The organism is Pelomonas margarita, assembly GCF_043555875.1.
GTDB lineage: Bacteria > Pseudomonadota > Gammaproteobacteria > Burkholderiales > Burkholderiaceae_C > Pelomonas > Pelomonas margarita.
The window spans coordinates 182,903-206,787 of record NZ_JBIGHW010000001.1 but is presented as its reverse complement, the minus strand read 5'-3'; the positions used below and the strand labels follow the sequence as shown (position 1 = coordinate 206,787).

25 protein-coding genes are annotated in these 23,885 nt (G+C 69.3%); 8 read left to right on the top strand and 17 right to left on the bottom strand.

Annotated features, from left to right (window positions below; genetic code table 11):
* Positions 1–13: 13 nt before the first annotated feature.
* From tilS to cysS, 4 genes are read right to left on the bottom strand one after another with little or no spacing between them, the layout of a single operon-like run.
* On the bottom strand, positions 14–1,318 hold the full coding sequence (gene tilS / locus ACG0Z3_RS00955; RefSeq protein WP_394394554.1) for a tRNA lysidine(34) synthetase TilS: 1,305 nt from the start codon (positions 1,316–1,318) through the stop codon (positions 14–16).
* Positions 1,287–2,258 carry an acetyl-CoA carboxylase carboxyltransferase subunit alpha gene (locus ACG0Z3_RS00950; RefSeq protein ID WP_394394552.1) on the bottom strand — a complete coding sequence of 324 codons (972 nt, stop codon included), beginning with the start codon at positions 2,256–2,258 and terminating at the stop codon, positions 1,287–1,289. The genes tilS and ACG0Z3_RS00950 overlap by 32 nt, the downstream gene beginning before the upstream one ends.
* Positions 2,258–2,899 carry a DNA-3-methyladenine glycosylase family protein gene (locus ACG0Z3_RS00945; protein ID WP_394394550.1) on the bottom strand — a complete coding sequence of 214 codons (642 nt, stop codon included), beginning with the start codon at positions 2,897–2,899 and terminating at the stop codon, positions 2,258–2,260. Before ACG0Z3_RS00945 ends, ACG0Z3_RS00950 begins: the two co-directional genes overlap by 1 nt.
* Complete coding sequence (gene cysS / locus ACG0Z3_RS00940; protein WP_394394548.1) at positions 2,899–4,272, bottom strand: cysteine--tRNA ligase; 1,374 nt, start codon at positions 4,270–4,272, stop codon at positions 2,899–2,901. The genes ACG0Z3_RS00945 and cysS overlap by 1 nt, the downstream gene beginning before the upstream one ends.
* A gap of 133 nt (positions 4,273–4,405) precedes the next feature.
* On the opposite strand from cysS, the gene ACG0Z3_RS00935 reads away from it, so the two are divergent.
* The 5 genes from ACG0Z3_RS00935 to ACG0Z3_RS00915 are packed head-to-tail and all read left to right on the top strand — an operon-like array spanning position 4,406 to position 7,500.
* Complete coding sequence (locus ACG0Z3_RS00935; protein WP_394394546.1) at positions 4,406–4,921, top strand: tetratricopeptide repeat protein; 516 nt, start codon at positions 4,406–4,408, stop codon at positions 4,919–4,921.
* 8 nt (positions 4,922–4,929) lie between these two features.
* Positions 4,930–5,490, top strand: a complete 561-nt coding sequence (locus ACG0Z3_RS00930) for a peptidylprolyl isomerase (RefSeq protein ID WP_394394544.1) — start codon at positions 4,930–4,932, stop codon at positions 5,488–5,490.
* Entirely contained in the window at positions 5,487–5,984 is a 498-nt protein-coding gene (locus ACG0Z3_RS00925) for a peptidylprolyl isomerase (protein ID WP_394394543.1), read from the top strand. Before ACG0Z3_RS00930 ends, ACG0Z3_RS00925 begins: the two co-directional genes overlap by 4 nt.
* On the top strand, positions 5,981–6,727 hold the full coding sequence (locus tag ACG0Z3_RS00920; protein ID WP_394394541.1) for a UDP-2,3-diacylglucosamine diphosphatase: 747 nt from the start codon (positions 5,981–5,983) through the stop codon (positions 6,725–6,727). The genes ACG0Z3_RS00925 and ACG0Z3_RS00920 overlap by 4 nt, the downstream gene beginning before the upstream one ends.
* Entirely contained in the window at positions 6,727–7,500 is a 774-nt protein-coding gene (locus tag ACG0Z3_RS00915) for a M90 family metallopeptidase (RefSeq protein ID WP_394395357.1), read from the top strand. The genes ACG0Z3_RS00920 and ACG0Z3_RS00915 overlap by 1 nt, the downstream gene beginning before the upstream one ends.
* Before the next feature lie 50 nt (positions 7,501–7,550).
* On the opposite strand, the gene clpA is transcribed toward ACG0Z3_RS00915, so the two are convergent.
* Positions 7,551–9,875 (bottom strand): ATP-dependent Clp protease ATP-binding subunit ClpA, encoded by a 2,325-nt coding sequence (clpA, locus tag ACG0Z3_RS00910; RefSeq protein ID WP_394394540.1) that lies wholly within the window; start codon positions 9,873–9,875, stop codon positions 7,551–7,553.
* Positions 9,872–10,252, bottom strand: coding sequence for an ATP-dependent Clp protease adapter ClpS (gene clpS / locus ACG0Z3_RS00905; RefSeq protein WP_394394539.1), 381 nt, complete (start codon positions 10,250–10,252; stop codon positions 9,872–9,874). The genes clpA and clpS overlap by 4 nt, the downstream gene beginning before the upstream one ends.
* A 182-nt stretch (positions 10,253–10,434) precedes the next feature.
* Here clpS and ACG0Z3_RS00900 point away from each other — a divergent pair, with 182 nt between their 5' ends.
* Both ACG0Z3_RS00900 and ACG0Z3_RS00895 read left to right on the top strand, forming a co-directional pair.
* A complete protein-coding gene (locus ACG0Z3_RS00900; protein ID WP_268169059.1) occupies positions 10,435–10,677 on the top strand; it encodes a cold shock domain-containing protein in 243 nt (80 codons plus the stop codon).
* A 196-nt stretch (positions 10,678–10,873) separates the two neighbouring features.
* Positions 10,874–13,111, top strand: a complete 2,238-nt coding sequence (locus ACG0Z3_RS00895) for an NADP-dependent isocitrate dehydrogenase (RefSeq protein WP_394394538.1) — start codon at positions 10,874–10,876, stop codon at positions 13,109–13,111.
* A 106-nt stretch (positions 13,112–13,217) separates the two neighbouring features.
* On the opposite strand, the gene ACG0Z3_RS00890 is transcribed toward ACG0Z3_RS00895, so the two are convergent.
* From ACG0Z3_RS00890 to ACG0Z3_RS00860, 7 genes are all read right to left on the bottom strand, one after another.
* A complete protein-coding gene (locus ACG0Z3_RS00890; RefSeq protein ID WP_394394537.1) occupies positions 13,218–13,934 on the bottom strand; it encodes an anaerobic ribonucleoside-triphosphate reductase activating protein in 717 nt (238 codons plus the stop codon).
* Positions 13,931–14,167, bottom strand: coding sequence for an anaerobic ribonucleoside-triphosphate reductase (nrdD, locus tag ACG0Z3_RS00885; RefSeq protein ID WP_394394535.1), 237 nt, complete (start codon positions 14,165–14,167; stop codon positions 13,931–13,933). Before nrdD ends, ACG0Z3_RS00890 begins: the two co-directional genes overlap by 4 nt.
* An 11-nt stretch (positions 14,168–14,178) precedes the next feature.
* A complete protein-coding gene (locus ACG0Z3_RS00880; protein ID WP_394394534.1) occupies positions 14,179–16,182 on the bottom strand; it encodes a ribonucleoside triphosphate reductase in 2,004 nt (667 codons plus the stop codon).
* A 91-nt stretch (positions 16,183–16,273) separates the two neighbouring features.
* On the bottom strand, positions 16,274–17,344 hold the full coding sequence (locus ACG0Z3_RS00875; protein WP_394394533.1) for a hypothetical protein: 1,071 nt from the start codon (positions 17,342–17,344) through the stop codon (positions 16,274–16,276).
* Between the two features lie 10 nt (positions 17,345–17,354).
* Positions 17,355–17,696, bottom strand: coding sequence for a metal-sulfur cluster assembly factor (locus tag ACG0Z3_RS00870; protein ID WP_394394532.1), 342 nt, complete (start codon positions 17,694–17,696; stop codon positions 17,355–17,357).
* Positions 17,689–17,994: a DUF2249 domain-containing protein gene (locus ACG0Z3_RS00865; protein WP_394394531.1), complete on the bottom strand. Its 306-nt coding sequence runs from the start codon at positions 17,992–17,994 to the stop codon at positions 17,689–17,691. Before ACG0Z3_RS00865 ends, ACG0Z3_RS00870 begins: the two co-directional genes overlap by 8 nt.
* 47 nt (positions 17,995–18,041) lie before the next feature.
* Complete coding sequence (locus ACG0Z3_RS00860; protein WP_394394529.1) at positions 18,042–18,551, bottom strand: hemerythrin domain-containing protein; 510 nt, start codon at positions 18,549–18,551, stop codon at positions 18,042–18,044.
* Between the two features lie 200 nt (positions 18,552–18,751).
* Between ACG0Z3_RS00860 and ACG0Z3_RS00855 the strand changes: the two genes are divergently transcribed.
* Entirely contained in the window at positions 18,752–19,630 is an 879-nt protein-coding gene (locus ACG0Z3_RS00855; protein ID WP_394394528.1) for a hypothetical protein, read from the top strand.
* A gap of 16 nt (positions 19,631–19,646) precedes the next feature.
* On the opposite strand, the gene ACG0Z3_RS00850 is transcribed toward ACG0Z3_RS00855, so the two are convergent.
* The 4 genes from ACG0Z3_RS00850 to icd form a co-directional block, all read right to left on the bottom strand.
* Complete coding sequence (locus tag ACG0Z3_RS00850; RefSeq protein ID WP_394394527.1) at positions 19,647–20,873, bottom strand: NnrS family protein; 1,227 nt, start codon at positions 20,871–20,873, stop codon at positions 19,647–19,649.
* Positions 20,870–22,072, bottom strand: coding sequence for an NAD(P)H-dependent flavin oxidoreductase (locus ACG0Z3_RS00845; protein ID WP_394394526.1), 1,203 nt, complete (start codon positions 22,070–22,072; stop codon positions 20,870–20,872). The genes ACG0Z3_RS00850 and ACG0Z3_RS00845 overlap by 4 nt, the downstream gene beginning before the upstream one ends.
* Before the next feature lie 119 nt (positions 22,073–22,191).
* Positions 22,192–22,560, bottom strand: coding sequence for a carboxymuconolactone decarboxylase family protein (locus ACG0Z3_RS00840; RefSeq protein WP_394394524.1), 369 nt, complete (start codon positions 22,558–22,560; stop codon positions 22,192–22,194).
* A 31-nt stretch (positions 22,561–22,591) separates the two neighbouring features.
* Positions 22,592–23,848 carry an NADP-dependent isocitrate dehydrogenase gene (gene icd / locus ACG0Z3_RS00835; RefSeq protein WP_394394523.1) on the bottom strand — a complete coding sequence of 419 codons (1,257 nt, stop codon included), beginning with the start codon at positions 23,846–23,848 and terminating at the stop codon, positions 22,592–22,594.
* Positions 23,849–23,885 lie beyond the last annotated feature (37 nt).

Here is a 23,885-nt window from a genome sequence, read left to right as displayed (position 1 = left end):
CAAACCCCTGATTTTATGCGGCTGATTCGCGCACGCCTTCGCGCTGAGGCAAGGCGGAGTCGTCCAGCCAGCGTAGAGACAGCGCCGGCTCATCTTTTTCGGCGAAGGCACGCGCGTCCATGCCCAGCCCGGACACGGCGATGAGTTGCTCCGCCGTGTCAAACAGCAGCGGCCCTCCCCGCCGCCAGGGCGGCAGGCCGGCCTCCTGGCAGGCTTTCTTCAGGCTGCGCAACGCGGAGTCCGGCGCACGCTGGAACTGCTCGGCGCCTGCGCGCGCCCGCTGCGTCAACCGCGCCAGCCGCAGGGGCGCGATGCCCGGCTCGCCGGCCTGTACCAGCCAGGCGCCACCCCAGCCGGGCTGCGGATGCAGCCCCGGACGGCTCAGGTCCACAGTCCCAGGTGCCGGCGGCTGCGCGGTCGGGGTCGCCCAAAAAAGACCGTCTCGGTAGGCATGCAGCGCTCCGCCCGGGGCGGGCCAGGCCTGTGTCGCACCCGGCTGCCATTCGGCCAACAGGCGCTCGACCAGGCTCGCGGGCGCGTCCGTGTGCGTCGCGAGCCAGGCCCGCAACGCATTGCTGGCGCGGGCCGGCGACAGCTGGGCCAGCGCCGCCAGATCCAGCCTGTCGGCGCGGACCAGCCGCGCCAGATCCTCAGTGGCGATCTCGGCCACCAACGCGTTGGCCTGCTGGGCCCAGCGCGCGGCCTGGACCAGGCCCGCCTCCGCGGCCGGAAATGCCGGCCACACCGCCTGGCGCAAACGGTTGCGCGCAAAACGGCCGTCGTCGTTGCTGGGGTCCTCGATCCAGCGCAGCCCGTGGTGAGCGGCGTATGCATGGATCAGCGCGCGCGGCTGATCCAGCCACGGCCGCGCCCAGCACAGGCCGTCACGCCACTGCGCCCGGGGCATGCCCGCGAGGCCGGCAAGACCTGCCCCCCGCATGGCCTGCAGCAGAAAGGTCTCGGCCTGGTCCTGGCGATGGTGGGCGAGCAGCAGCAGGTCACCGCCGGCCTCGACGGTCATGTCATGCAGTGCGCGGTGTCGCCCGTCGCGGGCCCAGGCCTCGATGCTGTCGCCCACTGCGGGCGCGCCGCTCAACCGCATGCAGGCAAAGGCAGCCCCGAAATCACGCGCGACCTGCTCGCAATGCGCAACCCAGTGATCCGCCTGTGGCTGCAGGCTGTGGTGCACATGCAGCGCCAGCACGCGCGCCCCCGAGCGGGTGGCGGTGTGCAACAGAGCCGTGGAGTCGAGGCCGCCACTGAAGGCGACCGCGACGAGGTCGTTCTCAGCGATTCTTGGTGTCGCTGTAGCGGCCATAAGCCTGGACGCGCTCGTAGCGGCGGTCCAGCAGCTCGCGAGTCTTGAGGTCACTGACCTGACGCAGCGCATCACTGAGCGCGCGCTTCAGGTTGGACGCCATCTGCTTGCCGTCACGGTGGGCACCGCCAACCGGTTCGCTGACGATCTTGTCGATCAGGCCCATGGCCTTCAGGCGGTGGGCCGTGATGCCCAGGGCCTCGGCCGCGTCGGACGCACGCTCGCTGCTCTTCCACAGGATGGAGGCGCAGCCTTCGGGCGAGATGACGGAGTAGGCCGCGAACTGCAGCATCAGCACCTGGTCGGCCACGCCGATGGCCAGTGCACCGCCGGAGCCGCCCTCGCCGATGACGGTGGCGATGATAGGCACTTCCAGCTGCGCCATCTCGAGGATGTTGCGGCCGATCGCCTCGGACTGGCCGCGCTCCTCAGCACCGATGCCGGGATAGGCGCCCATGGTGTCGATAAACGTGAACACGGGCAGGCCGAACTTCTCGGCCAGCTTCATCAGGCGCAGCGCCTTGCGATAGCCCTCGGGGCGCGGCATGCCGAAGTTGCGCAGCGTGCGCTCCTTGGCGTCGCTGCCGCGCTGGTGGCCGATGACCATGCAGGCCTGGCCGTTGAAGCGCGCGATGCCGCCAACGATGGCGGCGTCGTCCGCGAAGTGCCGGTCGCCGTGCAGCTCCTGGAACTCGGTGAAGACCTCCGAGCAGTAATCCAGCGTCTGCGGGCGCTGCGGGTGGCGGGCGATCTGGTAGACCTGCCAGGGCGCGACGTTGGAGTAGACCTCCTTGGTCAGCTGCTGGCTTTTCTTGGAGAGGCGGTCGATCTCCTCGGAGATGTCGACGGCCGACTCGCTCTGCACATAGCGCAGTTCTTCGATCTTGGTCTCGAGTTCAGCGATGGGCTGCTCAAATTCCAGGAAGTGTTTTTTGCTCATCAGTAGTCCACAGGTAGCGGATCGAGGCTGCGCCAAATGTACCAAACGGCGACGGAACGGTAGGGCGCCCAGGCGTCCCCGACCTCGCGCGCCTCGGCCCGGGAGACAGGCTCTCCGGAGAAGTAATTTTCGCTGATGCCCTTCAGAAGGCCGACGTCGTCCAGCGGCATCACGTTGGGACGCATCAGGTGAAAGATGAGGAACATCTCGGCCGTCCAGCGGCCGATGCCACGGATGGCGACAAGTTCCTCGACGATGGCCTCGTCGTCCATCTGCGCCCACTGGCGCACATGGACCTGGCCCGAGCTGAAATGCTCCGCCAGGTCGCGCAGGTAGTCGACCTTGCGCGCCGACAGGCCGGCGCCGCGCTGCGCCTCGACGTCCAGCGCCAGCACGGCGGCCGGCTGCAGCCTGGGCATCAGGGCCGACCAGCGATGCCATACCGACTGCGCCGACTTGACCGAGATCTGCTGGCCGACGATGGAACGGGCCAGCGTCGCGAAGGCGTCGCCGCGGCTCTGCAGGCGGGCCTCGCCGAACTGCGGGATGAGTTTCTTCAAGACCCGGTCGCGCTTGACCAGGTGCTTGCAGGCCTCGTCCCAATAGTCGGGCGTGACCTCGGCGGGGGTCTTGGTGGCCATCAGCTCTTGACCCAGGTCGTGCCGCCGGCACCATCCTTCAACGTGATGCCCTTGGCCGACAGCTCGGCGCGGATGGCGTCGGCACCGGCAAAGTCCTTCGCGGCCTTGGCGGCGGCGCGCGCGGCGATGCGCTCGTCGATCCACGCCGTGTCATCGCCGCCGGACCCGCCCTGCAGATAGGCGCGCGGCGCCTGCTGCAGCACGCCCAGCACGCCGGCCAGCGCCTTCAGCAGCCCAGCCTTCTGCGGCGAGCGGTCGCGGTTGACCTCGTTGACGAGGTCGAACAGCACGGCCACGGCGCCCGGGGTACCGAAGTCCTCGTCCATCGCGGCCTTGAAGGTGGCAGCGCTGGGCTCGTTCCAGTCGATGACGACGTCGGCGGGCGGCACCGCGTCCAGCGCCGTGTACAGGCGCGTCAGCGCGGTGCGCGCGTCTTCCAGGTGCGAGTCGCTGAAGTTGAACGGCCGGCGGTAGTGCGTGCGCAGCATGAAGAAGCGCAGCGTCTCGCCGTCGAACTTATTCAGCACGTCGCGGATGGTGAAGAAATTGCCCAGACTCTTGGACATCTTCTCGCCGTCGACGTTCAGGAAGCCGTTGTGCAGCCAGTAGGTCGCGAAGCCGTAGCCAGCGCCCTCGCTCTGCGCGATCTCATTCTCGTGGTGCGGAAACTGCAGGTCAGCGCCGCCGCCATGGATGTCAAAGCTCTCGCCGAGCAGCGCGCAGCTCATTGCCGAGCACTCGATGTGCCAGCCCGGGCGGCCTTCGCCGAACGAGGCGGCCCACTTCGCGTCGGCCGGTTCCTCGGCCTTGGCGGCCTTCCACAGCACGAAGTCCAGAGGGTCCAGCTTCCCGTCGTCCACGGCCACACGCTCGCCGGCACGCAGGTCGTCGATGCTCTTGCCACTCAGCTTGCCGTAGCCGTCGAACTTGCGCACCGCGTAATTCACGTCGCCGCCTTCGGCGCGATAGGCCAGGCCTCGCTCCTCCAGACGCTCGATCAACGACAGCATCTGCGGCACGTACTCCGTCGCGCGCGGCTCATGGTCGGGGGCAGCCAAGCCAACGGCGGCGAAATCCTCGTGCATCGCGGCCGTCATCTCCTCGGTGAGCTGGCGGATGGTGATGCCGCGCTCGACCGCGCGCTTGATGATTTTGTCGTCGATGTCCGTCACGTTGCGCACATAAGTGACGGCATAGCCGCTGGCGCGCAGCCAGCGGTAGATGACGTCAAACGCCATGTTCATGCGCAGGTGCCCCATGTGGCACAAGTCGTAGACCGTGATGCCGCACACGTACATGCGCACCTGGCCAGGCACGAGCGGCTTGAAGTCTTCGAGAGTGCGGCTGAGGGAGTTGTGGACGCGCAGAGACATGAGACGGAAAACGAGGGGCGACCTCAAGAGCAAGCCACCAACAAGAAGCCCCGCACCGGGGCCGACCAGGCGGGGCTCATAGAATCGTTTCAGTATAGCGGCCACCCCTTTTGCCGCCTCCACCACAACCCTCATGCGCCTGACCCTTCACTCCCTGGTGCTGCTCGCCGCCCTGGCCGCAGCCCCCGCGCACGCCAACGATGTGGCGGCCGCTCAGCGTCTGTGGCTGGCCGGCCAGAAGACGCAGGCCGTCGAGCAGATCGAGCAAGCCCTGACGCGCACGCCGGACGACCTGCAACTGCGCTTCGCGCTCGGCGTCATGCGCATGGAACTGGGCGACAACGCCAAGGCCAAGTCGATCTTCACGCGGCTGACGCAGGACTTCCCCGACCTCGCCGACCCCTACAACAACCTGGCCGTGCTGCATGCAGCGGCCGGCGAGCTGGACCAGGCCCAGGCCGCGCTGGAGCAGGCGCTGCGCCTGCAGCCCGACCATGCGCAGGCCCAGGAGAATCTGGGCGACGTGCTGATGCGCCTGGCGCTGCGCGCCTACCAGCGCGCGCAGAAGCTGGCCCTCGCGCCCAGCGATGCGCTGGCCGGCAAGATCAGCGCTACGCTGGCGCTGACCACCTCCCACAAGACCCGCTGAACTCCCGCATGACCAAGACCGCCCTCCTCCTTGCCGCGCTGCTGGTCGCCGCCAGCGCCTCGGCCCAGACCGTCAAGCTGCAGACCAGCGAAGGCGACATCCGCATCGAGCTCAATGCCGAGAAGGCGCCCAAGTCGGTCGCAAACTTCCTGCAGTACGTGAAGGCCGGCCACTACAACGGCGTCATCTTCCACCGCGTCATTCCGAGCTTCATGGTGCAGACCGGCGGCTACGACGCCAAGCTGAACCAGCGCCCGACCAAGCCGCCCATCCCGCTGGAGGCGAGCAACGGCCTGTCCAACCTGCGCGGCAGCATCGCCATGGCCCGCACAGGCGACCCCAATTCCGCAACGTCGCAGTTCTTCATCAACGTCGTCGACAACCCCTACCTCGACGCCGACCCGGCCAATCCGCGCAGCGGCTACGCGGTGTTCGGCCAGGTGGTCGAGGGCATGGACGTCGTCGACAAGATTCGCACAGCTGAAACAGCGGCCCGCGGCATCCACGAAAATCTGCCCCTCAAGCCCATCTTCATCACCAAGGCTCTCGTCGAGCCTGTCAAAAAATGAGCCAAGTCAAACTCACCACCAACCACGGCGACATCCTCATCGAGCTGGACGCCGAGAAGGCGCCGCTGTCCGTCGCCAACTTCCTGCAGTACGTGCGCGCCGGCCACTACGACGGCACGGTGTTCCACCGCGTCATCAAGGGCTTCATGATCCAGGGCGGCGGCTTCGAGCAGGGCATGAAGCAAAAGCCCACCGAGGCTCCCATCCAGAACGAGGCCAACAACGGCCTGAAGAACGCCCACTACACGCTGGCCATGGCGCGCACCAACGCGCCGCACTCGGCCACGGCGCAGTTCTTCATCAACACGACGAACAACGGCTTCCTGGACTTCAAGTCCGAGAGCCCGTCGGGCTGGGGCTATGCCGTGTTCGGCAAGGTCGTCGAGGGCCAGGACATCGTCGACAAGATCGAGAAGGTCAAGACTGGCCGCTCCGGCTTCCATGATGACGTGCCGGTCGAGGCCGTGGTCATCGAGAAGGCCGTCGAGGTTTGATCCACACGCTGACGGCGCCGGTGCAGTGGCAGCAGGTGGACCTGCTGTCCGACCTGCACCTGGGGCCGGACACGCCGGGCACGCTGGCCCGGCTGGAGGCGCACCTCACCCGGACCACGGCCGATGCCGTGCTGCTGCTGGGCGACATTTTCGAGGTCTGGGTGGGCGATGACGCCCGCCACGACCCCTTTGAGGCCGGTGTCGTGACGATGCTGCGCGCGGCATCGCAGCGGCGGGACCTGTTCTTCATGGCTGGCAACCGCGACTTCCTGGTCGGCACCGAGCTGCTGGCCGACGCCGGCATGACCGCCCTGCCCGACCCCACCGTACTGATCGCCTTCGGCCAGCGCTGGCTGCTGGCGCACGGCGACGCACAGTGCCTGGCTGACGCCGGCTACCAAGCCTGGCGCGCGACGAGCCGCTCGGCCGCCTGGCAAGCGGGCTTTCTCGCCAAGCCGCTGACCGAGCGCCAGGCCTTCGGCCGCCACGCGCGCGAACAGAGCCGGGCTTCGCAGACCACCCAGCTGATGGCCACCGACCTCGATGCCGACGCCTGCCGCGCGCTGCTGCGCGAGGCGGGCGCCACGACGCTGATCCACGGCCACACACACCGCCCGGCCGAGCACGACCTGGGCGACGAGCTGCGCCGCGTCGTGCTGTCGGACTGGGACTTCGAGGCCACGCCGCCTCGCGGCGACGTGATCCGCCTGTCCGCTGCTGGCCTGCAACGGCTGCCGCTGTGATCCTGCGGGTCATCAGGAACTGGCGCGAGCAACGCGCCGTCCAGCGCCATGCCATTCCCGAGGCGCTGTGGCAGCTGACGCTGCTGCGCTATCCCTTCCTGACTCGGCGCAGCGCGAACGATCTCGCCGAGCTGCGTCGGCTGTGCAGCCTGTTCCTTGCGACCAAGGAGTTCCACGGCGTCGACGGCTTCGAGGTCACCGACGAAGTGGCCGTCGCCGTCGCGGCGCAGGCCTGCCTGCCGGTGCTGCGGCTGGGGCTGTCCTGGTACGACGGCTTTGTTGGCATCGTCATGCATGCCGGCGAGGTCGTCGCGCAGCGCAGCTTTCAGGATGAGGACGGCGTCGTCCACGAGTACGACGAGGAACTGGCCGGCGAGGCGATGGAAGGCGGCCCGCTGATGCTCGCCTGGCAGGCCATCGCCGTCAGCGACGACCCCGCCCAGTTCGGGGCTGACGCGGTGTTCAACGTCGTCATCCACGAGTTCGCCCACGTCATCGACATGCGCGACGGCGTGGCCGACGGCGTGCCGCCGCTGGACTCCGCGGCGCGCGAGCGCTGGATCGACGTCATCGACGCCGAGTGGGAGAAGTTCTGTGCCCGCCTCGACGCGGGCGAGGAAACGCTGATCGACCCCTACGGCGGCGAGGCGGTCGAGGAGTTCTTCGCCGTGGCTGTCGAGGCTTTCTTCGTCGCCCCGGCCGCCATGCGCGCCGAGGCGCCGGCGATGTACCGGCTGCTGGCGGACTTCTTCGGGCAGGACCCGGCCGCCTGACAACAAAAGACAAGGACGCCGCGGCGTCCTTTACTTTTGCGCCCCCGGGCTCAGGCCGTGGCCGGCTCTGCCTTGGGCTTGCCGTCCTTGCTGGGCTTGGGCGGCGTGGGCTGGATGTCCAGCACCGTGTCGCCCTGCTCGTTCACGTCCACGCTGAGGCGGCCGCCATCCACCAGCTTGCCAAACAGCAGCTCGTCGGCCAGCGCCCGGCGGATGGTGTCCTGGATGAGGCGCTGCATCGGCCGCGCGCCCATCAGCGGGTCGAAGCCCTTCTTGGCGAGCTGCTTGCGCAGCGCGTCCGAGAAGCTGACCTCGACCTTCTTCTCCTGCAGCTGGCTTTCCAGCTGCAGCAGGAACTTGTCGACCACGCGCAGGATGATTTCCTCGTCCAGCGGGCGGAAGGACACGATGGCGTCCAACCGGTTGCGGAACTCGGGCGTGAACAGGCGCTTGATGTCGGCCATCTCGTCGCCCTGCTGGCGCGAGTTGGTGAAGCCGATGGTGGCCTTGTTCATGATCTCGGCGCCCGCGTTCGTCGTCATGATGATGATGACGTTGCGGAAGTCGGCCTTGCGCCCGTTGTTGTCGGTCAGCGTGCCGTGGTCCATCACCTGCAGCAGCACGTTGAAGACGTCGGGGTGGGCCTTCTCGATCTCGTCGAGCAGCAGCACCGCGTGCGGCTTCTTCGTGACGGCCTCGGTCAGCAGGCCACCCTGGTCGAAGCCGACATAGCCCGGAGGCGCGCCGATCAGGCGGCTGACGGCGTGACGCTCCATGTACTCGGACATGTCGAAGCGGATCAGCTCGATGCCCAGGATGTAGGCGAGCTGCTTGGCCACTTCGGTCTTGCCGACGCCCGTGGGGCCGCTGAACAGGAAGGAGCCGACCGGCTTGTCGGGCCGTCCCAGGCCCGAGCGCGCCATTTTGATGGCGGCAGCCAGCGCGTCGACGGCAGGGTCTTGGCCAAACACGACGCTCTTCAAATCGCGATCCAGCGTCTTGAGCTTGCTGCGGTCGTCGCTGTTGACCGACGCAGGCGGGATGCGCGCGATCTTGGCGACGATGTCCTCCACCTCGGCGCGCGTGATGGTCTTCTTCTGCTTGCTCTTGGGCAGGATGCGCTGCGCGGCACCGGCCTCGTCGATGACGTCGATGGCCTTGTCAGGCAGATGGCGGTCGTTGATGTACTTGGCCGACAGTTCGGCCGCCGCCTGCAGCGCGCCCAGCGCGTACTTGACCGAGTGGTGTTCCTCGAAGCGGCTCTTCAGGCCCTTCAGGATCTCCACGGTCTGCTCGACCGAGGGCTCGGCCACGTCCACCTTCTGGAAGCGCCGGCTCAGCGCCGCGTCCTTCTCGAAGATGCCGCGGTACTCCGTGAAGGTCGTCGCGCCGATGCACTTCATCTGGCCCGACGACAGTGCCGGCTTCAGCAGGTTGCTGGCGTCCAGCGTGCCGCCCGACGCCGCGCCGGCGCCGATCAGCGTGTGGATCTCGTCGATGAACAGCACGGCATGCGGCTGGTCCTTGAGCGCCTTCAGCACGGCCTTCAGGCGTTGCTCGAAGTCGCCACGGTACTTGGTGCCCGCCAGCAGCGCGCCCATGTCCAGCGAGTAGACGATGGCGTCGGCCAGCACCTCCGGCACTTCGCCTTCGGTGATGCGCCAGGCCAGGCCCTCGGCGATGGCGGTCTTGCCCACGCCGGCCTCGCCCACCAGCAGCGGGTTGTTCTTGCGGCGGCGGCACAGCACCTGGACCACGCGCTCGACCTCGCTCTCGCGGCCGATCAGCGGGTCGATCTTGCCGTCCTTGGCCTGCTGGTTGAGGTTCTGCGTGAACTGCTCCAGCGGCGACGCCTTGGCCGCGCCGCCCTCGCCTTCCTCACGCTCCCCCTCTTGCCCCTGTTGCTGGCCTTCCGGCGCCTTGGGCGGCTCGGGGTCGGTCTTCTTGATGCCGTGGGCAATGAAGTTGACGACGTCCAGCCGCGTCACGCCCTGCTGGTGCAGGTAGTAGACGGCGTGCGAGTCCTTCTCGCCGAAGATGGCGACGAGCACGTTGGCGCCGGTCACTTCCTTCTTGCCGCTGCCTGTGCTCTGCACATGCATGATGGCGCGCTGGATGACGCGCTGGAACCCGAGCGTTGGCTGGGTGTCCACCTCGTCGGTGCCGCCCACCATGGGCGTGTTTTCCTTGATGAACTGCGTCAGGCTCTTGCGCAGGTCATCGAGATTGGCAGCGCACGCACGCAGCACCTCGGCGGCGCTGGGGTTATCCAGCAGCGCGAGCAGCAGGTGCTCGACGGTGATGAATTCGTGCCGCTGCTGGCGTGCCTCGACGAACGCCATGTGCAAACTGACTTCAAGCTCTTGCGCAATCATGCGGCCTCCATAGTGCACTGCAGGGGGTGGCCGGCGCGCCGGGAGGCGGCCAGCACCAGCTCCACCTTGGTGGCTGCAACATCCTTGGTGAACACACCGCAGACCCCGCGACCCTCGTGGTGGATTTTGAGCATGATCTGCGTCGCCGTATCCAGGTCATGCCGGAAAAATTCCTGCAGAACCATGACTACAAACTCCATCGGGGTGAAGTCGTCGTTCAGCAGCAGCACCTGGTAGAGCCGGGGTGGCTCGGTCTTCTGCGTCTGGCGCTCGACGACGACCGCCCCGTCGCCCTCGTCCTTGCCCGGCCTGATCGGAGGCACGGGCGGCGGCGGGGCCGACTGGTTCAGCGGTGAAAAAACGGGGAGCACAGGCATGACTCGATTCTATCGACGGGGGTATTTCCCCGAGGATGGCCGGCAGTTGGCGCCATCGCCGCGGAATGCAAGCGCCCTCGGGTGAACCCGGCCGGGAAGGTCCCGAATTGACGCCATTTGTCGCGCTACCAGAATCCGTGTCCGCCTCCCTGGGAGGTGCCTCAAAGAACGGAGACAAGATGATGGCGCTGGGCAAAGTCAAGTGGTTCAACGACGCCAAGGGCTTTGGGTTCATCGAGCCGGAGGCCGGCGGCGATGACGTGTTCGCCCATTTCTCGGCCATCCAGATGGAAGGCTTTCGCACGCTGAAGCAGGGTAGCCAGGTGCAGTTCGATCTGGTCCAGGGCCCCAAGGGCCAGCTGGCGCAGAACATCACGCCGATGGAAGCGGCCCGCAACGGCGCGGAGCAGCTGCAGGCCTCCTGAGCCCGGCGCCAGGCGCCCCGAACGACAAGCCCCGCGGCCCGCAAGCCGGCGGGGCTTTTGCGTTGCAGCCACCCGCGCGACGCCTCGACGAAGGCTGCTTGCGCGCCGACGCGAGACAGCTTGCTAGAGTTCGGGCCTTGCGCGCAGCCGCGTGGCCGCCGCGCTGCCGAGATTCGACATTCACCGGAATACCCTCATGACCGCCGAAACGCCCAAGATTGTCTACACCCTGACCGATGAAGCCCCCCGCCTGGCGACCGCCTCGCTGCTGCCGGTCGTCCAGCGCTTTGCCGCTCAGGCGGGCATCGACGTCGTCACCAGCGACATCTCGGTGGCCGGCCGCATCCTGGGCCAGTTCCCGGAGCTGCTGACCGAGGCGCAGCGCGCTCCCGACAACCTAGCCGCCCTGGGCAAGCTGACGCTCAAGCCCGAGGCCAACATCATCAAGTTGCCCAACATCAGCGCCTCGGTGGCCCAGCTCAAGGCCGCCATCAAGGAACTGCAGGACAAGGGCTACGCGATCCCCAACTTCCCCGAGAAGCCCGAAACGGCCGAAGAGAAGGACATCCGCGCGCGCTACAACAAGTGCATCGGATCGGCCGTGAACCCGGTGCTTCGCGAAGGCAACTCCGACCGCCGCGCGCCCAAGGCCGTCAAGGAATACGCCCGCAAGAACCCGCACCGCATGGACGAGTGGAGCCAGGCGTCGCGCTCGCACGTCTCGCACATGCACGACGGCGACTTCTATCACGGTGAAAAGTCTCTGACGCTGGATCGCGCCCGCAGCGTGAAGATGGAACTGCTCACCAAGAGCGGCAAGACCATCGTCCTGAAGCCCAAGGTCGACCTGCTGGACCGTGAGGTCATCGACTCCATGTTCATGAGCAAGAAGGCCCTGCTGGCCTTCTACGAGCGCGAGATCGAGGACGCCCGCAAGACCGGCGTCATGTTCTCGCTGCACGTGAAGGCCACCATGATGAAGGTGAGCCACCCCATCGTGTTCGGCCACTGCGTGAAGATCTTCTACAAAGAAGCCTTCGAAAAGCACGGCAAGCTCTTCGACGAGCTGGGCGTGAACGTCAACAACGGCATGGTCGACCTGTACACCAAGATCGCCACGCTGCCGGCCAGCAAGCAAGAAGAGATCAAGCGCGACCTGCACGCCTGCCACGAGCACCGCCCCGAGCTGGCGATGGTGGACTCGGCCAAGGGCATCACCAACTTCCACTCGCCCAACGACATCATCGTGGACGCCTCCATGCCGGCCATGATCCGCAGCGGCGGCAAGATGTACGGCGCCGACGGCCGCCTGAAGGACGTGAAGGCCGTGATGCCCGAATCGACCTTCGCCCGCATCTACCAGGAGATCATCAACTTCTGCAAGTGGCACGGCGCCTTCGACCCCAAGACCATGGGCACGGTGCCCAACGTCGGCCTGATGGCCCAGCAAGCCGAGGAATACGGCTCGCACGACAAGACCTTCGAGATCACCGAAGACGGCGTTGCCAACATCACCGACCTCGAAACGGGCGAGGTACTGCTCAGCGAGAACGTCGAGCAGGGTGACATCTGGCGCATGTGCCAGTGCAAGGACGCCGCCATCCGCGACTGGGTCAAGCTGGCCGTCAACCGCGCGCGCAACTCCGGCATGCCGGTGGTCTTCTGGCTGGACAGCTACCGCCCGCACGAGGCGCAGCTGATCCGCAAGGTCAAGATGTACCTGCACGAGCACGACACCACCGGCCTGGACATCCAGATCATGAGCCAGGTTCGCGCGATGCGTTACACGCTGGAGCGCGTCATCCGCGGCCTGGACACCATCAGCGCCACCGGCAACATCCTGCGCGACTACCTGACTGACCTGTTCCCCATCATGGAGCTGGGCACCTCGGCCAAGATGCTGTCCATCGTGCCGCTGATGGCCGGTGGCGGCATGTACGAGACGGGCGCCGGCGGCTCCGCGCCGAAGCACGTGCAGCAGCTGGTGGAAGAGAACCACCTGCGCTGGGACTCGCTGGGCGAGTTCCTGGCCCTGGCCGTCAGCCTGGAAGACCTGGGCCTGAAGAACAAGAACGCCAAGGCCAAGGTGCTGGCCAAGACGCTGGATGCAGCCACCGGCAAGCTGCTGGACAACGGCAAGGGCCCCAGCCCCAAGACCGGCGAGCTGGACAACCGCGGCAGCCACTTCTACCTGACGCTGTACTGGGCGCAGGAGCTGGCCGCGCAGACCGAGGACGCCGACCTGGCCGCGCGCTTCAAGCCGGTGGCCGAGGCGCTGACGGCCAACGAGGCCAAGATCGCCGAAGAGCTGAAGGCCGTGCAGGGCAAGCCGGTGGACATCGGCGGCTACTTCCTGCCGGACGCCGCCAAGCTCGACGTCGTGATGCGCCCCAGCGCCACGTTCAACGCCGCGCTGGACAAGCTGTCGGCCTGACCCGGCACATGACCCGCGGGGCGGCCTTGCCGGCCCGCGGCTCACTGAAACATGGCCTCCCCTGCGGAGGCCATTTGCATGGCGGCGCTGGCCGGCCGCCGCCTTGTCAGGCGCGGACCTGCAGCCCCGGGCGCAGGGCCCGGGCGGCCGCCAGCAGGGCCGCCGAGGGATAGCCCGGCGGCAGCTGCGGCCGGCCATCGGGGCCGGGCAGACGAGCGACCTGCAGCACGTGGTGGGACGCATCGCGCAGCGCTTCGACGAGGCGCAGCACGTCAGCATCGCGGAACCATTGCGGGTGCACGGTGCTGCGCAGCTCGTACGCCACGCCGCTGGCCTGCAGCAGCGCCAAAGATTCGCGCACCCGGCGCGCCCCGCCCGGGGCGCCCGTCAGGCGCTCGTGCAGCGCCGCGTCAGCGGGCGCAGCCTTCACATCCAGGCCAACCCAGTCCAGCAGCGGCAGCAGCCGCGCCAGCCGCCCGGGGGCCAGCCCGGCGCTGTGCAGGCCCAGGCGATAGCCCATCGCGCGCAGCTCGGCGAGGGCGGCGGGCAGTGCCGGGTCGGTACTGGGCTCGCCGCCGCTGAAGACCACGCCGTCCAGCCGCCCGGCCCGGCCTTGCAGCCACGCCCGCAGCGCCGGCCAGCGTGGCCCGTCGCCAGGCCCGCGGGCCTGCAGTTCCGGGTTGTGGCAGTAGGCGCAGCGCCAGGGGCACCCCTGCAGGAACACGACGGCCGCCAGCTGGCCAGGGAAGTCCACCGTGCTGAAGGGCTGCAGGCCCGCCACCGCCAGCTGCGCCGCCGGCACGCCCGGGGCTAGGCGGCTCAAGCCGGCTGGCATGACCGGCGCGCCGGGAGATCGGCGGGTAGGCTGGCCGGGCCGACCGCCGGGCGGGCCGACTCCTCGAACGGCAGGCGCTCGGCGACCTCGCCCTGCTTGCCGATGTTGAACGACGCGACGGGCCGGTGGTAGCCCATCACCCGGGTCCAGACCTCGCAGCGCTGGCGTTCCTCGTCGCGCAGCGTGAGGGGTTCTTGGGGGCGTTCGATGACAGCGATCATGGGGTGCTCCTTTAGGCGGTAGGCAGGGCATGGTGCTTGCGGGCGAGGCGTTCCTCGTCGCAATGCGGGCAAAACTCGTGCGACCCGGCCAGGTAGCCGTGCGTCGGGCAGATCGAGAACGTCGGGGTGACGGTGATGTAGGGCAGGCGATGGTGCGTGAGCGCGCGCCGCACCAGCTCTCGGCAGGCCTGGCTGCTGCTGATGCGCTCGCTCATGTAGAGGTGCAGCACGGTGCCGCCGGTGTACTTGCGCTGCAATTCCTCCTGGCGCTCCAGCGCCTCGAAGGGGTCGTCGGTGAAGCCGACCGGCAGCTGCGAGCTGTTGGTGTAGTACGGGTTGGCCTCGGTACCGGCCTGCAGGATGTCCGGCCAGCGGCGCCGGTCTTCCTTGGCGAAGCGGTAGGTCGTGCCCTCGGCCGGCGTGGCCTCCAGGTTGTAGAGGTGGCCGGTGTGCTCCTGGAACTCCACCATGCGGGCGCGCACGTGGTCCAGCAGTCGCACCGCGAGCGCATGGCCGGCGGGCGCGGTGATGTCGTATTCGCCGCACGTGAAGTTGCGGACCATCTCGTTGATGCCATTCACGCCCAGCGTGGAGAAGTGGTTGCGCAGCGTGCGCAGATAGCGCCGTGTGTAGGGGAACAGGCCCTGGTCGATCAGGCGCTGGATCAGCTTGCGCTTGATCTCCAGGCTGTCACGGCCCAGCACCAGCAGCTCGTCCAGCCGCGCCAGCAGCGCGGGCTCGTCGCCGGCGTGCAGGTAGCCCAGGCGTGCGCAGTTCACCGTGACCACCCCCACCGAGCCGGTCTGCTCCGCCGAGCCGAACAGCCCGTTGCCCCGCTTGAGCAGCTCGCGCAGGTCCAACTGCAGGCGGCAGCACATCGAACGCACCATCTGCGGCTCGAGGTCAGAGTTCAGGAAGTTCTGGAAGTACGGCAGGCCGTACTTCGCCGTCATCTCGAACAGAGCCTCGGTGTTGGGGTTGGCCCAGTCGAAGTCCGGCGTGATGTTGTAGGTCGGGATGGGGAAGGTGAACACCCGGCCACGGGCGTCGCCGGCCGTCATCACCTCGATGTAGGCGCGGTTGATCAGGTCCATCTCGGCCTGCAGCTCGCCATAGGTGAAGGGCTGTTCCTCGCCCGCGATCACCGGCACCTGCTCGCGCAGGTCGGCCGGGCAGCGCCAGTCGAAGGTCAGGTTGGTGAACGGCGTCTGCGTGCCCCAGCGTGAGGGCACGTTGAGGTTGTAGATCAGTTCCTGGATGGACTGACGCACCTGCTCGTAGCTCAGCCGGTCCTTGCGCACATACGGCGCCAGATAGGTGTCGAAGCTGGAGAAGGCCTGCGCGCCGGCCCACTCGTTTTGCAACGTGCCCAGGAAGTTGACGATCTGCCCCACGGCGCTGGACAAGTGCTTGGGCGGCCCGGCCTCGACCTTGCCCGGCACACCGTTCAGGCCCTCGTGCAGCAGCGTGCGCAGGCTCCAGCCGGCGCAATAGCCACTCAGCATGTCGAGGTCGTGGATGTGCAGGTCGGCCTCGCGGTGTGCCTGGCCGACGGCCGGCGGGTAGACGTGATCCAGCCAGTAATTGGCCACCACCTTGCCCGACACGTTCAGGATGAGCCCGCCCAGGCTCCAGCCCTGGTTGGCATTGGCGTTGATGCGCCAATCACGCTGCTGCAGGTATTCGTCCATCGTGGCCTGCACATCCACCAGCGTCTGGCGCGCATCGCGCAGCCGGCGATGCTGTTCGCGGTAGACGGTGTAGGCGCGCAGCGTGCGCCGCCAGCCAGCGTCAAACAGGCTGGCCTCCACCGCGTCCTGGATCTGCTCGATGCCCGGCAGCGGCAGCGCCCGCAGGCGCGGCAGCACGGCGGCCTGCGTCAGCCGCTGCGCCTCGTCGGCACCGAACTCGCCACTGGCCCGCCCGGCGGCGGCCAGGGCCTGCACAATCTTCGAGGCCTCGAAGGCCTGCACGCGGCCGTCGCGCTTCAACACCTGCTGGGGAATGTCCGTCATGACCTACCTGTAGTGTTTGCAGCCCCTGAATGGCGCTACATCTAGTGGTAGGCAGTGTGAGCAGCCGATGCAGCGGCGTCTTTGAACCAGATCAAGGACGCCGCACGCGCAGGCCCAGCGCCAGCATCAGCCCCAGAAAGCCGGCCAGCGCCAGCGCCGATCCCAGCCCCGCGGCGCGCCGCCAGTCGGCCGCCCCGAGCAGCAGCGCCGCATCACGCAGCAACAGGCTGGTATGCAGCAGCGCCAACGGCGCATACAGCAGCGGGCTGAAGACCGGGCGGATGCGCAGCAGGGCCGGTGCGATCAGCGGTGCATGTCCCAGCACCATCGAGAACACGAAGCCCAGCCCCAGCGCATGCAGCGCCGCATCGTGGCTGGCATGCCCAGGCCGCAGGCCGAAGCCCAGCAGCAGCGCGCCAGCCACCAGCAGCTGCCCATAGCCCGCCAGCAGCGCCACGGCGACGAAACGCGTCAGCCCCGGCTGGCGCACGCTGCGCCGCGCCAGATCCCAGGCCAGCAGCCAGCCCGCCAAGGCCAGCAGCCCGGCGCCAAACAGCCGCGCGCCCCATGGCGGCGGCAGCACCAGGGCCGCCAGCAGCAGCGCCAGCACCAGCACAAACAGCGGCGCAGCCACACGGGGGCGCGGCACATAACGCGACAACTCCAGGCGCTCGCCGGCCACGGTCAGCACCAGAAAGCCCAGCAGCGGCAACAACGCATGCGGCACCGGCGCACCCAGCGCCAACTGCACATTGCCCAACAGGCCGGCCGCCGCACCCAGCACCAGCACGCCCAGGAAGGCCTCGGGCTGGCGGCGCGCCGCCGCCAGCGTGGCCAGCAGCAGCACCGCGCTGCCCAGCGCGTAGCCGGCAAAGCCCGCCACCGGCAGGCCGGCCAGCAGCAGGCCCGTGCCGGCGCCGGCCACCAGCGGCGCGGCGAACGCCCAGGGGTGGCCGACCGCCACCGCCCGCTCCAGCCCGATGACGACGACGAACAGGCCGCTCAGCATCAGCGGCCCGTGCCAGGCGACAGCGGCGGGCACGGGCAGCAGCCAGGGCCAGCCGATGCGCACCAGGCCGCCGGCCAGCCCGCCGGCCAGTGCGGCCAGGCCCGGCAGCAACAGCAGCAGGCGCAGCCAGACCGGCGCGGGCGGGGGCCTCACGGCGATGGCCTCATGCGCCCGGTGCCCACCCCAGCTGTGCGCGCGCGGCCGGGCTCATGCGCGCCGGTGTCCAGGCGGGCGTGAACACCAGCGTCAGCGCCGGCGCGAGCGGCGGCGTCAGCAGCGCCTGCAAGGCCTGCTCGATATCGTCCAGCAGCAGCTCGGCCATTGGGCAGGCAGCACTGGTGAGCGTCATGCGCACGCACAGGCCGGGCTCCCGCACCTCGATGGCCTCGATCAGCCCCAGGTCCACGACGTTCACGCCCAGCTCAGGGTCGACGATCCCGCGCAGCGCCGCCCAGGCCTGGGCGAGCAGCGCCTCGTCCTGCGGCGCGGCGGGAGCCTCAGCCACGACCGCCACAGCTGCAGCCGCAGCAGCCCGGCTCCGCCGCCGCGGGCGCCCGCACGCGCGCATCGGCCGCCAGGCGGGCGATGCGAATGTGCCAGGCGCCGTCAGCGGCCTGCGTGGCCTGCCAGTCGAAGCGATCCGGTCGCTGCTCGATGAACTGCAGCAGCAGGCCGCGCGGTTCGTGGTCGTTGAGCAGCTCGAAGGACTCGCCCGCGCCGAGGGCATCGAAGGCCTGGAAAGCCAGGGCATGGCGCTGCGCAGGCTGCAGCGGGCGCAAGTCGTAGACGGTGGTGGTCAGCATGATGGCGCCAGCCTAGGGGCGATGCCGCCGCCGCACCTTGAACTGGATCAAGCCGTGCGCCTTCGCGCCGCCATCTCGGCGCCCATCGCCGCCAGCGCCTGCATGCCCTCGGCGGCCGCGGCGGGCGGGTAGACCTGAGACTCCTCCAGCACGATGTGCTCGCGGTACAGCGCGACAAAGGCCGGCCAAGCCGCCACCACCGGCACCTGCCCATCCTCGGCCAACGCCTGCAGGCCCGGGCGGATCTGCGCGTACGACGCCGCCATCTGCTGGTGCTCGGCCAGCACGCGGTCTGCCAGCGCAGCCTGGCCCAGCGCCCGCAGCCTGGGCAGCACATGGCGCTCCTCGTCCAGGTGGTGGTGAGGGGCGGCAAGATCGAAGTAGCGCAGCACGTCGCGCGCCGCATCGCGCGCCTGGTCATCGGCACCATGCGCCGCGAGGTGGGCCTGCAGTCGCAGCAGCAGCTCCAGCGTGCGCAGCACGCGTTCGTGGCAGGCATGGAGCATCTCGTAGGGCGCCTCGAAGCCCACCGCCGGCGCTGTGTGCAACGGCGTCATGCCAGCCCCCGGCATCGCGCGTGCGGCGGTCGGGGCGCGGCAAGCGCCGCAGGTAGGGGCTGGTGCGAGCAAGGCGTATCCATGGGCCGGCAGCATGCCTCAGGGCGTGGCCGGAGGCGCTTGCGCAAGGTCAATGCCACGGCAAGCAAGCTTGAAGCAGATCAAGGTCTGCCGCGCGCCGTCGTCGCAGCATCAGCACCATGCTCAGGGTTCAAGCTTCCAGCTGCTGCGCCGGCCTGCGCCCCACCCTCACCCAGGGCTGGCGCCAGGGCCTGCCGCTCGCACCATCGCCGTTCCGGCACATGGCGGCGCACAGCGGCAGCACGCAGCAGGAGCTGCTGCGCGCCTGCGCGGAGCTCGTGGCCCGCGGAGCCCTCCAGCCCATCCACGCCCACTGGGGCCCGGCGCTGGGCACCGAGCGCTGGCGCCTGTTCTTCGAACAGGGCGACGCGGCCCTGGTGGCGGCCCTCACCGCCCTGCCAGGCTGCCTGCGGCTGGAGCGCTGTGCCGACGACGCCGGCCCGGCCTGGCTCTGGGCTGAGCTGGAAACACTGGACGAAGTGGCGCTGACCGCACAAATGGCTGGGCTGCCCACGCCCCCCGCCGCGCGCCTGCGCGTGCCACAGGCGCAGCCCGTCTGTGCTGCCAGCGACGCGGCCGACGGCCCGCGCGCTGACCCGGCGCTGGCGGCCAGGCTGGAAGCCGGCCTGCCGCTGTGCGCCCACCCCTTCGCCGACTGCGCCCGACAACTGGGCCGCAGCGAGCGCTGCGTGCTGAGCCGGCTGCTGCGCTGGCAGCAGCGCGGCGAGCTGGGCGGGCTGGTGCTGACACCGCCCCCCGCCCGGCAACCCCGGCCCGGGTGGATCGCGCTGTGGCGGCAGCCCCCCGGGGCGCTCGACACCCACGGCGCGGATCTCGTGCGCGACTGCCCCACGCCATCCCACCACGGCTGGCCCTGGGCTCTGACGCTGGTGACCGCCGGCCTCACGCCGCCCCCGGGCCTGGCCGGCGCGCAATGCCTGCGCGTGCAGGTGCTGGAGCCGCGCGAGCAGGCGCTGTTCTTTCAGGCGCCGGCCTGATGCCCGGCGCCGCGCCTCAACCCGGCCGGCCGTCCACGCGCGGCCGCCCCAACCAGCCGCCGTAGCGCCAGGCCCAGAAGCCGGTGACCACCGCCCAGGCCACGGCCGCAGGCAGCAGGCTGTCCAGCCCCAGCGCGGCCCCGAGGCGGGCCAACACACCCAGTTGCAGCAGGCCGTAGATAGCCCAGGTACCGCGGTCCACAGTCAGCGGCCGGCCGCTGTGGCCGGCGGCCACTCGGGTGATCATTGCGATCAGCGTGCAGCCCAGGTAGCCCAGCGTCAGCGCATGCAGCGGGGCCAATCCCAGGCCCGGCCGGCCAAGCGCCTGCAACGCCTGTGAGACTGCCTGCAACAGCAGCGCCACGCCCAGCCACAGGAAGCCGCCGTGCAGCATGGCCAGCAGCCGCAGCGACTCGCCGCGCAGGCTGCGCAGCAGCCCCCAGCGCAGCGCCACGGTCAGCAGCGCGAGCGCCGCCAGCGCCAGCAACGGCGCCAGCAGCACGGCCGGCAACAGCCCCAGCTCAGCGCACCCGCCCAGCCACAGCCCGCCCACCAGCGGCAGCAGCAGCGCATGGGGCCGCCACGCGTCCAGCTGCGGCAGGGCCGCCGCGCTGAAGAACGGCACCATGCGATGCGAGACGACGGCATACACCGGCGCCACGAAGCCCCACAGCCCCAGCTGGATGGCCGCATGCAGCAGCGCCGCATCGCCCCACAGCAGCGCGGCGCTGGCCAGCGCCATGGCCAGCACACCAACGACGCAGGCCAGCAGCACGGCCTTGGCATGCAGGCGGTCCTCGGCGCGGCTGGCCCGCACCAGCGCGGCAAAGCGCAGCGTCAGGCGCAGCCATGCGGCCGCAGCCAATGCGGCACCCACTGCCGCCAGCCAGGCCGATGCGTGGCTGCCCGTCATCACCAGCAGCCAGCCACCGCCCAGCTGCAGCAGCGGCGTCAGCAGCGGCCCGGCCTCGACACCGGGCACGCCCAGCCAGCGCGGCCCCGCCGTGAACAGGAAGCCCACAATGAACGCCGGCATGAAGCCCAGCGTGAACAGCAGCCCGTGCGCCAGCGTCGGCGCGACGGCCCAAGGCAGCGCGAGACCGGCGCGGGATGCGGCCAGGCCCGCCAGCCACCACAGCGACAGCACGGCCATCAGCGCCGCGCCGCAGGCGAAACCCAGGCGGTGCGGCGCGCTGAGCAGGCGCTGCAACTGCCAGGCCTGCGGGGCGCGCACGGCGCTCATGCCGGCGTGCCCAGTGGCACGCCCGGCGTCAGCAGCCGCTCCAGCAGCTGGCGCACGCTGGCGATCTGGCCGCCGAACGGCAACGCGCCGCGGCCGCGGAAGAACAGGCCCTTGGCCATGTCGCCGCGCAACGCGGCGGCCAGGCGCTGGTCGATGCAGAACTGGCCCCAGCCCTTGAGCCCGTCACGCAGCCCGCACTGTGCCAAGCAGTCGAAGGCCATGGTGCAGTGCTGCTTGAGCTGGGCGACGGCCTGCAGGCGCGGCTCGGCCTTCAGGTAGCGTTCCAGCCAGGGCGTGCGCACCGCGCGGGCCGGCAGCCCGGCTACGCTGGTGAACTCGATCAACTCGTCGTCACGCGCGCCTGCCAGCACCTGCTTGAAGTCGGGATGGGCGTCACATTCGGTGGTGGCCGCGAAGGCCGTGCCCAGCTGGGCGGCATCGGCACCCAGCGACTGCAGGCGCTGGATGTCCTCGCAGCGGCGAACGCCGCCGGCCGCGACCAGCGGCACCTGGCCCTCGACGCCGGCGTCACGGATGAGCTGGCGCACGGCCGGCAGCACCGTCTCAAACGAGAAGCGCTCGTCGTTGACGTCGGCCACGCGGGCCGCGCCGAGGTGGCCGGCCGCGTGGGCCGGGTGCTCGATGACGATGGCGCTGGGCAGGCGGCCCTTGCGCTCCCACTTCTTCCACAACAGCGCGACGCCGCGCGCGTCGGACAAGATGGGCACCAGCGCGGTCTGCGGGTGGTCCTGCGCCAGCTCGGGCAGGTCCAGCGGCAGGCCGGCGCCCACCACCAGCGCGTCCACGCCCTCGGCCAGCGCCGTGCGCACCGAGGCGGCGTAGTCGCTGACGGCGCGCATCACATTGACCGCCAGCAGGCCCTGCCCGCCCGCGATCTGCCGCGCGGCCTGGATCTCGCGGGCCAGCGCCTCCTGGTTGGCCTGCTGGATGGCAGCCTTCTTGGCCTCGCCGTCGGACAGGCCCTCGCTGCGCGCCATCAGGTCGGGGTGGTGGCGCCGCAGGTCCACCGAGGCGATGGTGCCCCAGGCGCCCTGCGCCGCGACGTTACCGGCCAGGCGGTGGGCAGAGATGCCCACGCCCATGCCGCCCTGCACGATGGGCAGCAACGAGCGACCGGCCAGTCGCAGCGGGCGAAGGCCGGCGACGCCGACGCGGTCGAACAGAGAGGAACTGGTCATGGCAGCCTGGATCCGATGAGAAATCGGGGATGCTCAGGCCGCGCCCTGCGGCTGTCTTTGACCTGGTGCAAGGTCGGGCGAGATCGCGGCGCGCGGCCTCCCGGCCGGCGCCGCCGGGGTCAGGCCTTGCTGTCCACCACCTCAGCAGCGGCCCGGAAGGCGTCCACGGCCGCAGGGAAACCGCAGTAGACGCTGGCGTGCAGGAAGATCTCCTGCAGCTCCTGCAGCGTGACGCCGTTGTTAAGCGCCCCGCGCACATGAGTCTTGAGCTCGTGCATGCGGCCCAGCGCCACCAGCATGGCCACGGTGGCGATGCTGCGCGTGCGCAGATCCAGGCCCGGGCGCTGCCACGTGTTGCCCCAGGCATGGCGCGTCACCAGCTCCTGTAGCGGTTCGGTGAACGGCGTGGCGGCGGCCAGCGCCGCGTCCACGTAGGCGTCGCCCAGCACCGCGCGGCGGGTGGCAAGGCCCTGGCTGTCCAGATCCATGGCGGTTCCTCCTGTGCCGGCCTGCTCGCCGTCAGACCATCTGGTCGATCATGACCTGGCCGAAGCCCGAGCACGACACCTGCGTCGCGCCGTCCATCAGCCGCGCGAAGTCGTACGTGACCTTCTTGCTCTGGATGGCCAGCTCCATGGCGCGGATGATGAGGTCGGCCGCCTCGGTCCAGCCCATGTGGCGCAGCATCATTTCTGCCGACAGGATGGAGGAGCCAGGGTTGACGTAGTCCTTGCCGGCGTACTTGGGCGCCGTGCCATGCGTGGCCTCGAACACCGCAATGGAGTCGCTCATGTTGGCACCCGGCGCGATGCCGATGCCGCCCACCTGCGCGGCCAGCGCGTCGGAGATGTAGTCGCCGTTGAGGTTGAGCGTGGCGATGACGCTGTACTCGGCCGGGCGCAGGATGATCTGCTGCAGGAACGCATCGGCGATGACGTCCTTGACCGTGATGATCTTGCCCGTGCGCGGGTTGGTGAGCCGGCACCACGGGCCACCGTCGATGGGCTGGGCGCCGAACTCCCGCTGCGCCAGCGCATAGCCCCAGTCGCGGAAGGCACCTTCCGTGAACTTCATGATGTTGCCCTTGTGCACCAGCGTGACCGAGGGCTTGTCGTGGTCGATGGCGTACTGAATGGCCTTGCGCACCAGGCGCTCCGTGCCCTCGCGCGACACCGGCTTGAGGCCCAGCGCCGAGGTCTCGGGGAAGCGTAGCTTCTTGGCGCCCAGCTCGTCGCGCAGAAAGGCAATCAGCTTCTTGGCGGCGTCGCTGCCGGCCTCGTACTCGATGCCGGCGTAGATGTCCTCCGAGTTCTCCCGGAAGATGGCCATGTTGACCTTGTGCGGCTCCTTCACCGGACTGGGCACGCCCTTGAAGTAGCGCACCGGGCGCAGGCAGACGTAGAGATCCAGTTCCTGCCGCAGCGTGACGTTGAGCGAGCGGATGCCGCCGCCCACCGGCGTGGTCAGCGGGCCCTTGATGGCCACCAGGCAGTCCTTGAGGGCTTGCACCGTCTCGGCCGGCAGCCAGGTGTCGGCGCCGTACAGCCGCGTGCTCTTCTCGCCAGCGTACACCTCCATCCAGTGGATCTGGCGTGCGCCGCCATAGGCCTTGGCGACGGCGGCATCCACCACCTTGAGCATCACCGGCGTGACGTCCGCGCCGACGCCGTCGCCCTCGATGAAGGGAATGATGGGCTGGTCGGGGACGTTCAGCGTGCGGTCGGCGTTGGCGGTGATCTTCTGCCCGCCGGCGGGCACCTGGATGTGTGTGGACATGGCGTGGACGGGCGCGGCAAGGCGCATCGGAAAAACG

Coding starts and splice junctions, on each gene's coding strand:
- tilS (WP_394394554.1), bottom strand. CDS start 1,318: ATGGCCGCTACAGCGACACCAAGAATCGCTGAGAACGACCTCGTCGCG.
- ACG0Z3_RS00950 (WP_394394552.1), bottom strand. CDS start 2,258: ATGAGCAAAAAACACTTCCTGGAATTTGAGCAGCCCATCGCTGAACTC.
- ACG0Z3_RS00945 (WP_394394550.1), bottom strand. CDS start 2,899: ATGGCCACCAAGACCCCCGCCGAGGTCACGCCCGACTATTGGGACGAG.
- cysS (WP_394394548.1), bottom strand. CDS start 4,272: ATGTCTCTGCGCGTCCACAACTCCCTCAGCCGCACTCTCGAAGACTTC.
- ACG0Z3_RS00935 (WP_394394546.1), top strand. CDS start 4,406: ATGCGCCTGACCCTTCACTCCCTGGTGCTGCTCGCCGCCCTGGCCGCA.
- ACG0Z3_RS00930 (WP_394394544.1), top strand. CDS start 4,930: ATGACCAAGACCGCCCTCCTCCTTGCCGCGCTGCTGGTCGCCGCCAGC.
- ACG0Z3_RS00925 (WP_394394543.1), top strand. CDS start 5,487: ATGAGCCAAGTCAAACTCACCACCAACCACGGCGACATCCTCATCGAG.
- clpA (WP_394394540.1), bottom strand. CDS start 9,875: ATGATTGCGCAAGAGCTTGAAGTCAGTTTGCACATGGCGTTCGTCGAG.
- clpS (WP_394394539.1), bottom strand. CDS start 10,252: ATGCCTGTGCTCCCCGTTTTTTCACCGCTGAACCAGTCGGCCCCGCCG.
- ACG0Z3_RS00900 (WP_268169059.1), top strand. CDS start 10,435: ATGGCGCTGGGCAAAGTCAAGTGGTTCAACGACGCCAAGGGCTTTGGG.
- ACG0Z3_RS00895 (WP_394394538.1), top strand. CDS start 10,874: ATGACCGCCGAAACGCCCAAGATTGTCTACACCCTGACCGATGAAGCC.
- nrdD (WP_394394535.1), bottom strand. CDS start 14,167: ATGATCGCTGTCATCGAACGCCCCCAAGAACCCCTCACGCTGCGCGAC.
- ACG0Z3_RS00880 (WP_394394534.1), bottom strand. CDS start 16,182: ATGACGGACATTCCCCAGCAGGTGTTGAAGCGCGACGGCCGCGTGCAG.
- ACG0Z3_RS00865 (WP_394394531.1), bottom strand. CDS start 17,994: ATGCTGACCACCACCGTCTACGACTTGCGCCCGCTGCAGCCTGCGCAG.
- ACG0Z3_RS00860 (WP_394394529.1), bottom strand. CDS start 18,551: ATGACGCCGTTGCACACAGCGCCGGCGGTGGGCTTCGAGGCGCCCTAC.
- ACG0Z3_RS00855 (WP_394394528.1), top strand. CDS start 18,752: ATGCTCAGGGTTCAAGCTTCCAGCTGCTGCGCCGGCCTGCGCCCCACC.
- ACG0Z3_RS00850 (WP_394394527.1), bottom strand. CDS start 20,873: ATGAGCGCCGTGCGCGCCCCGCAGGCCTGGCAGTTGCAGCGCCTGCTC.
- ACG0Z3_RS00845 (WP_394394526.1), bottom strand. CDS start 22,072: ATGACCAGTTCCTCTCTGTTCGACCGCGTCGGCGTCGCCGGCCTTCGC.
- ACG0Z3_RS00840 (WP_394394524.1), bottom strand. CDS start 22,560: ATGGATCTGGACAGCCAGGGCCTTGCCACCCGCCGCGCGGTGCTGGGC.
- icd (WP_394394523.1), bottom strand. CDS start 23,848: ATGTCCACACACATCCAGGTGCCCGCCGGCGGGCAGAAGATCACCGCC.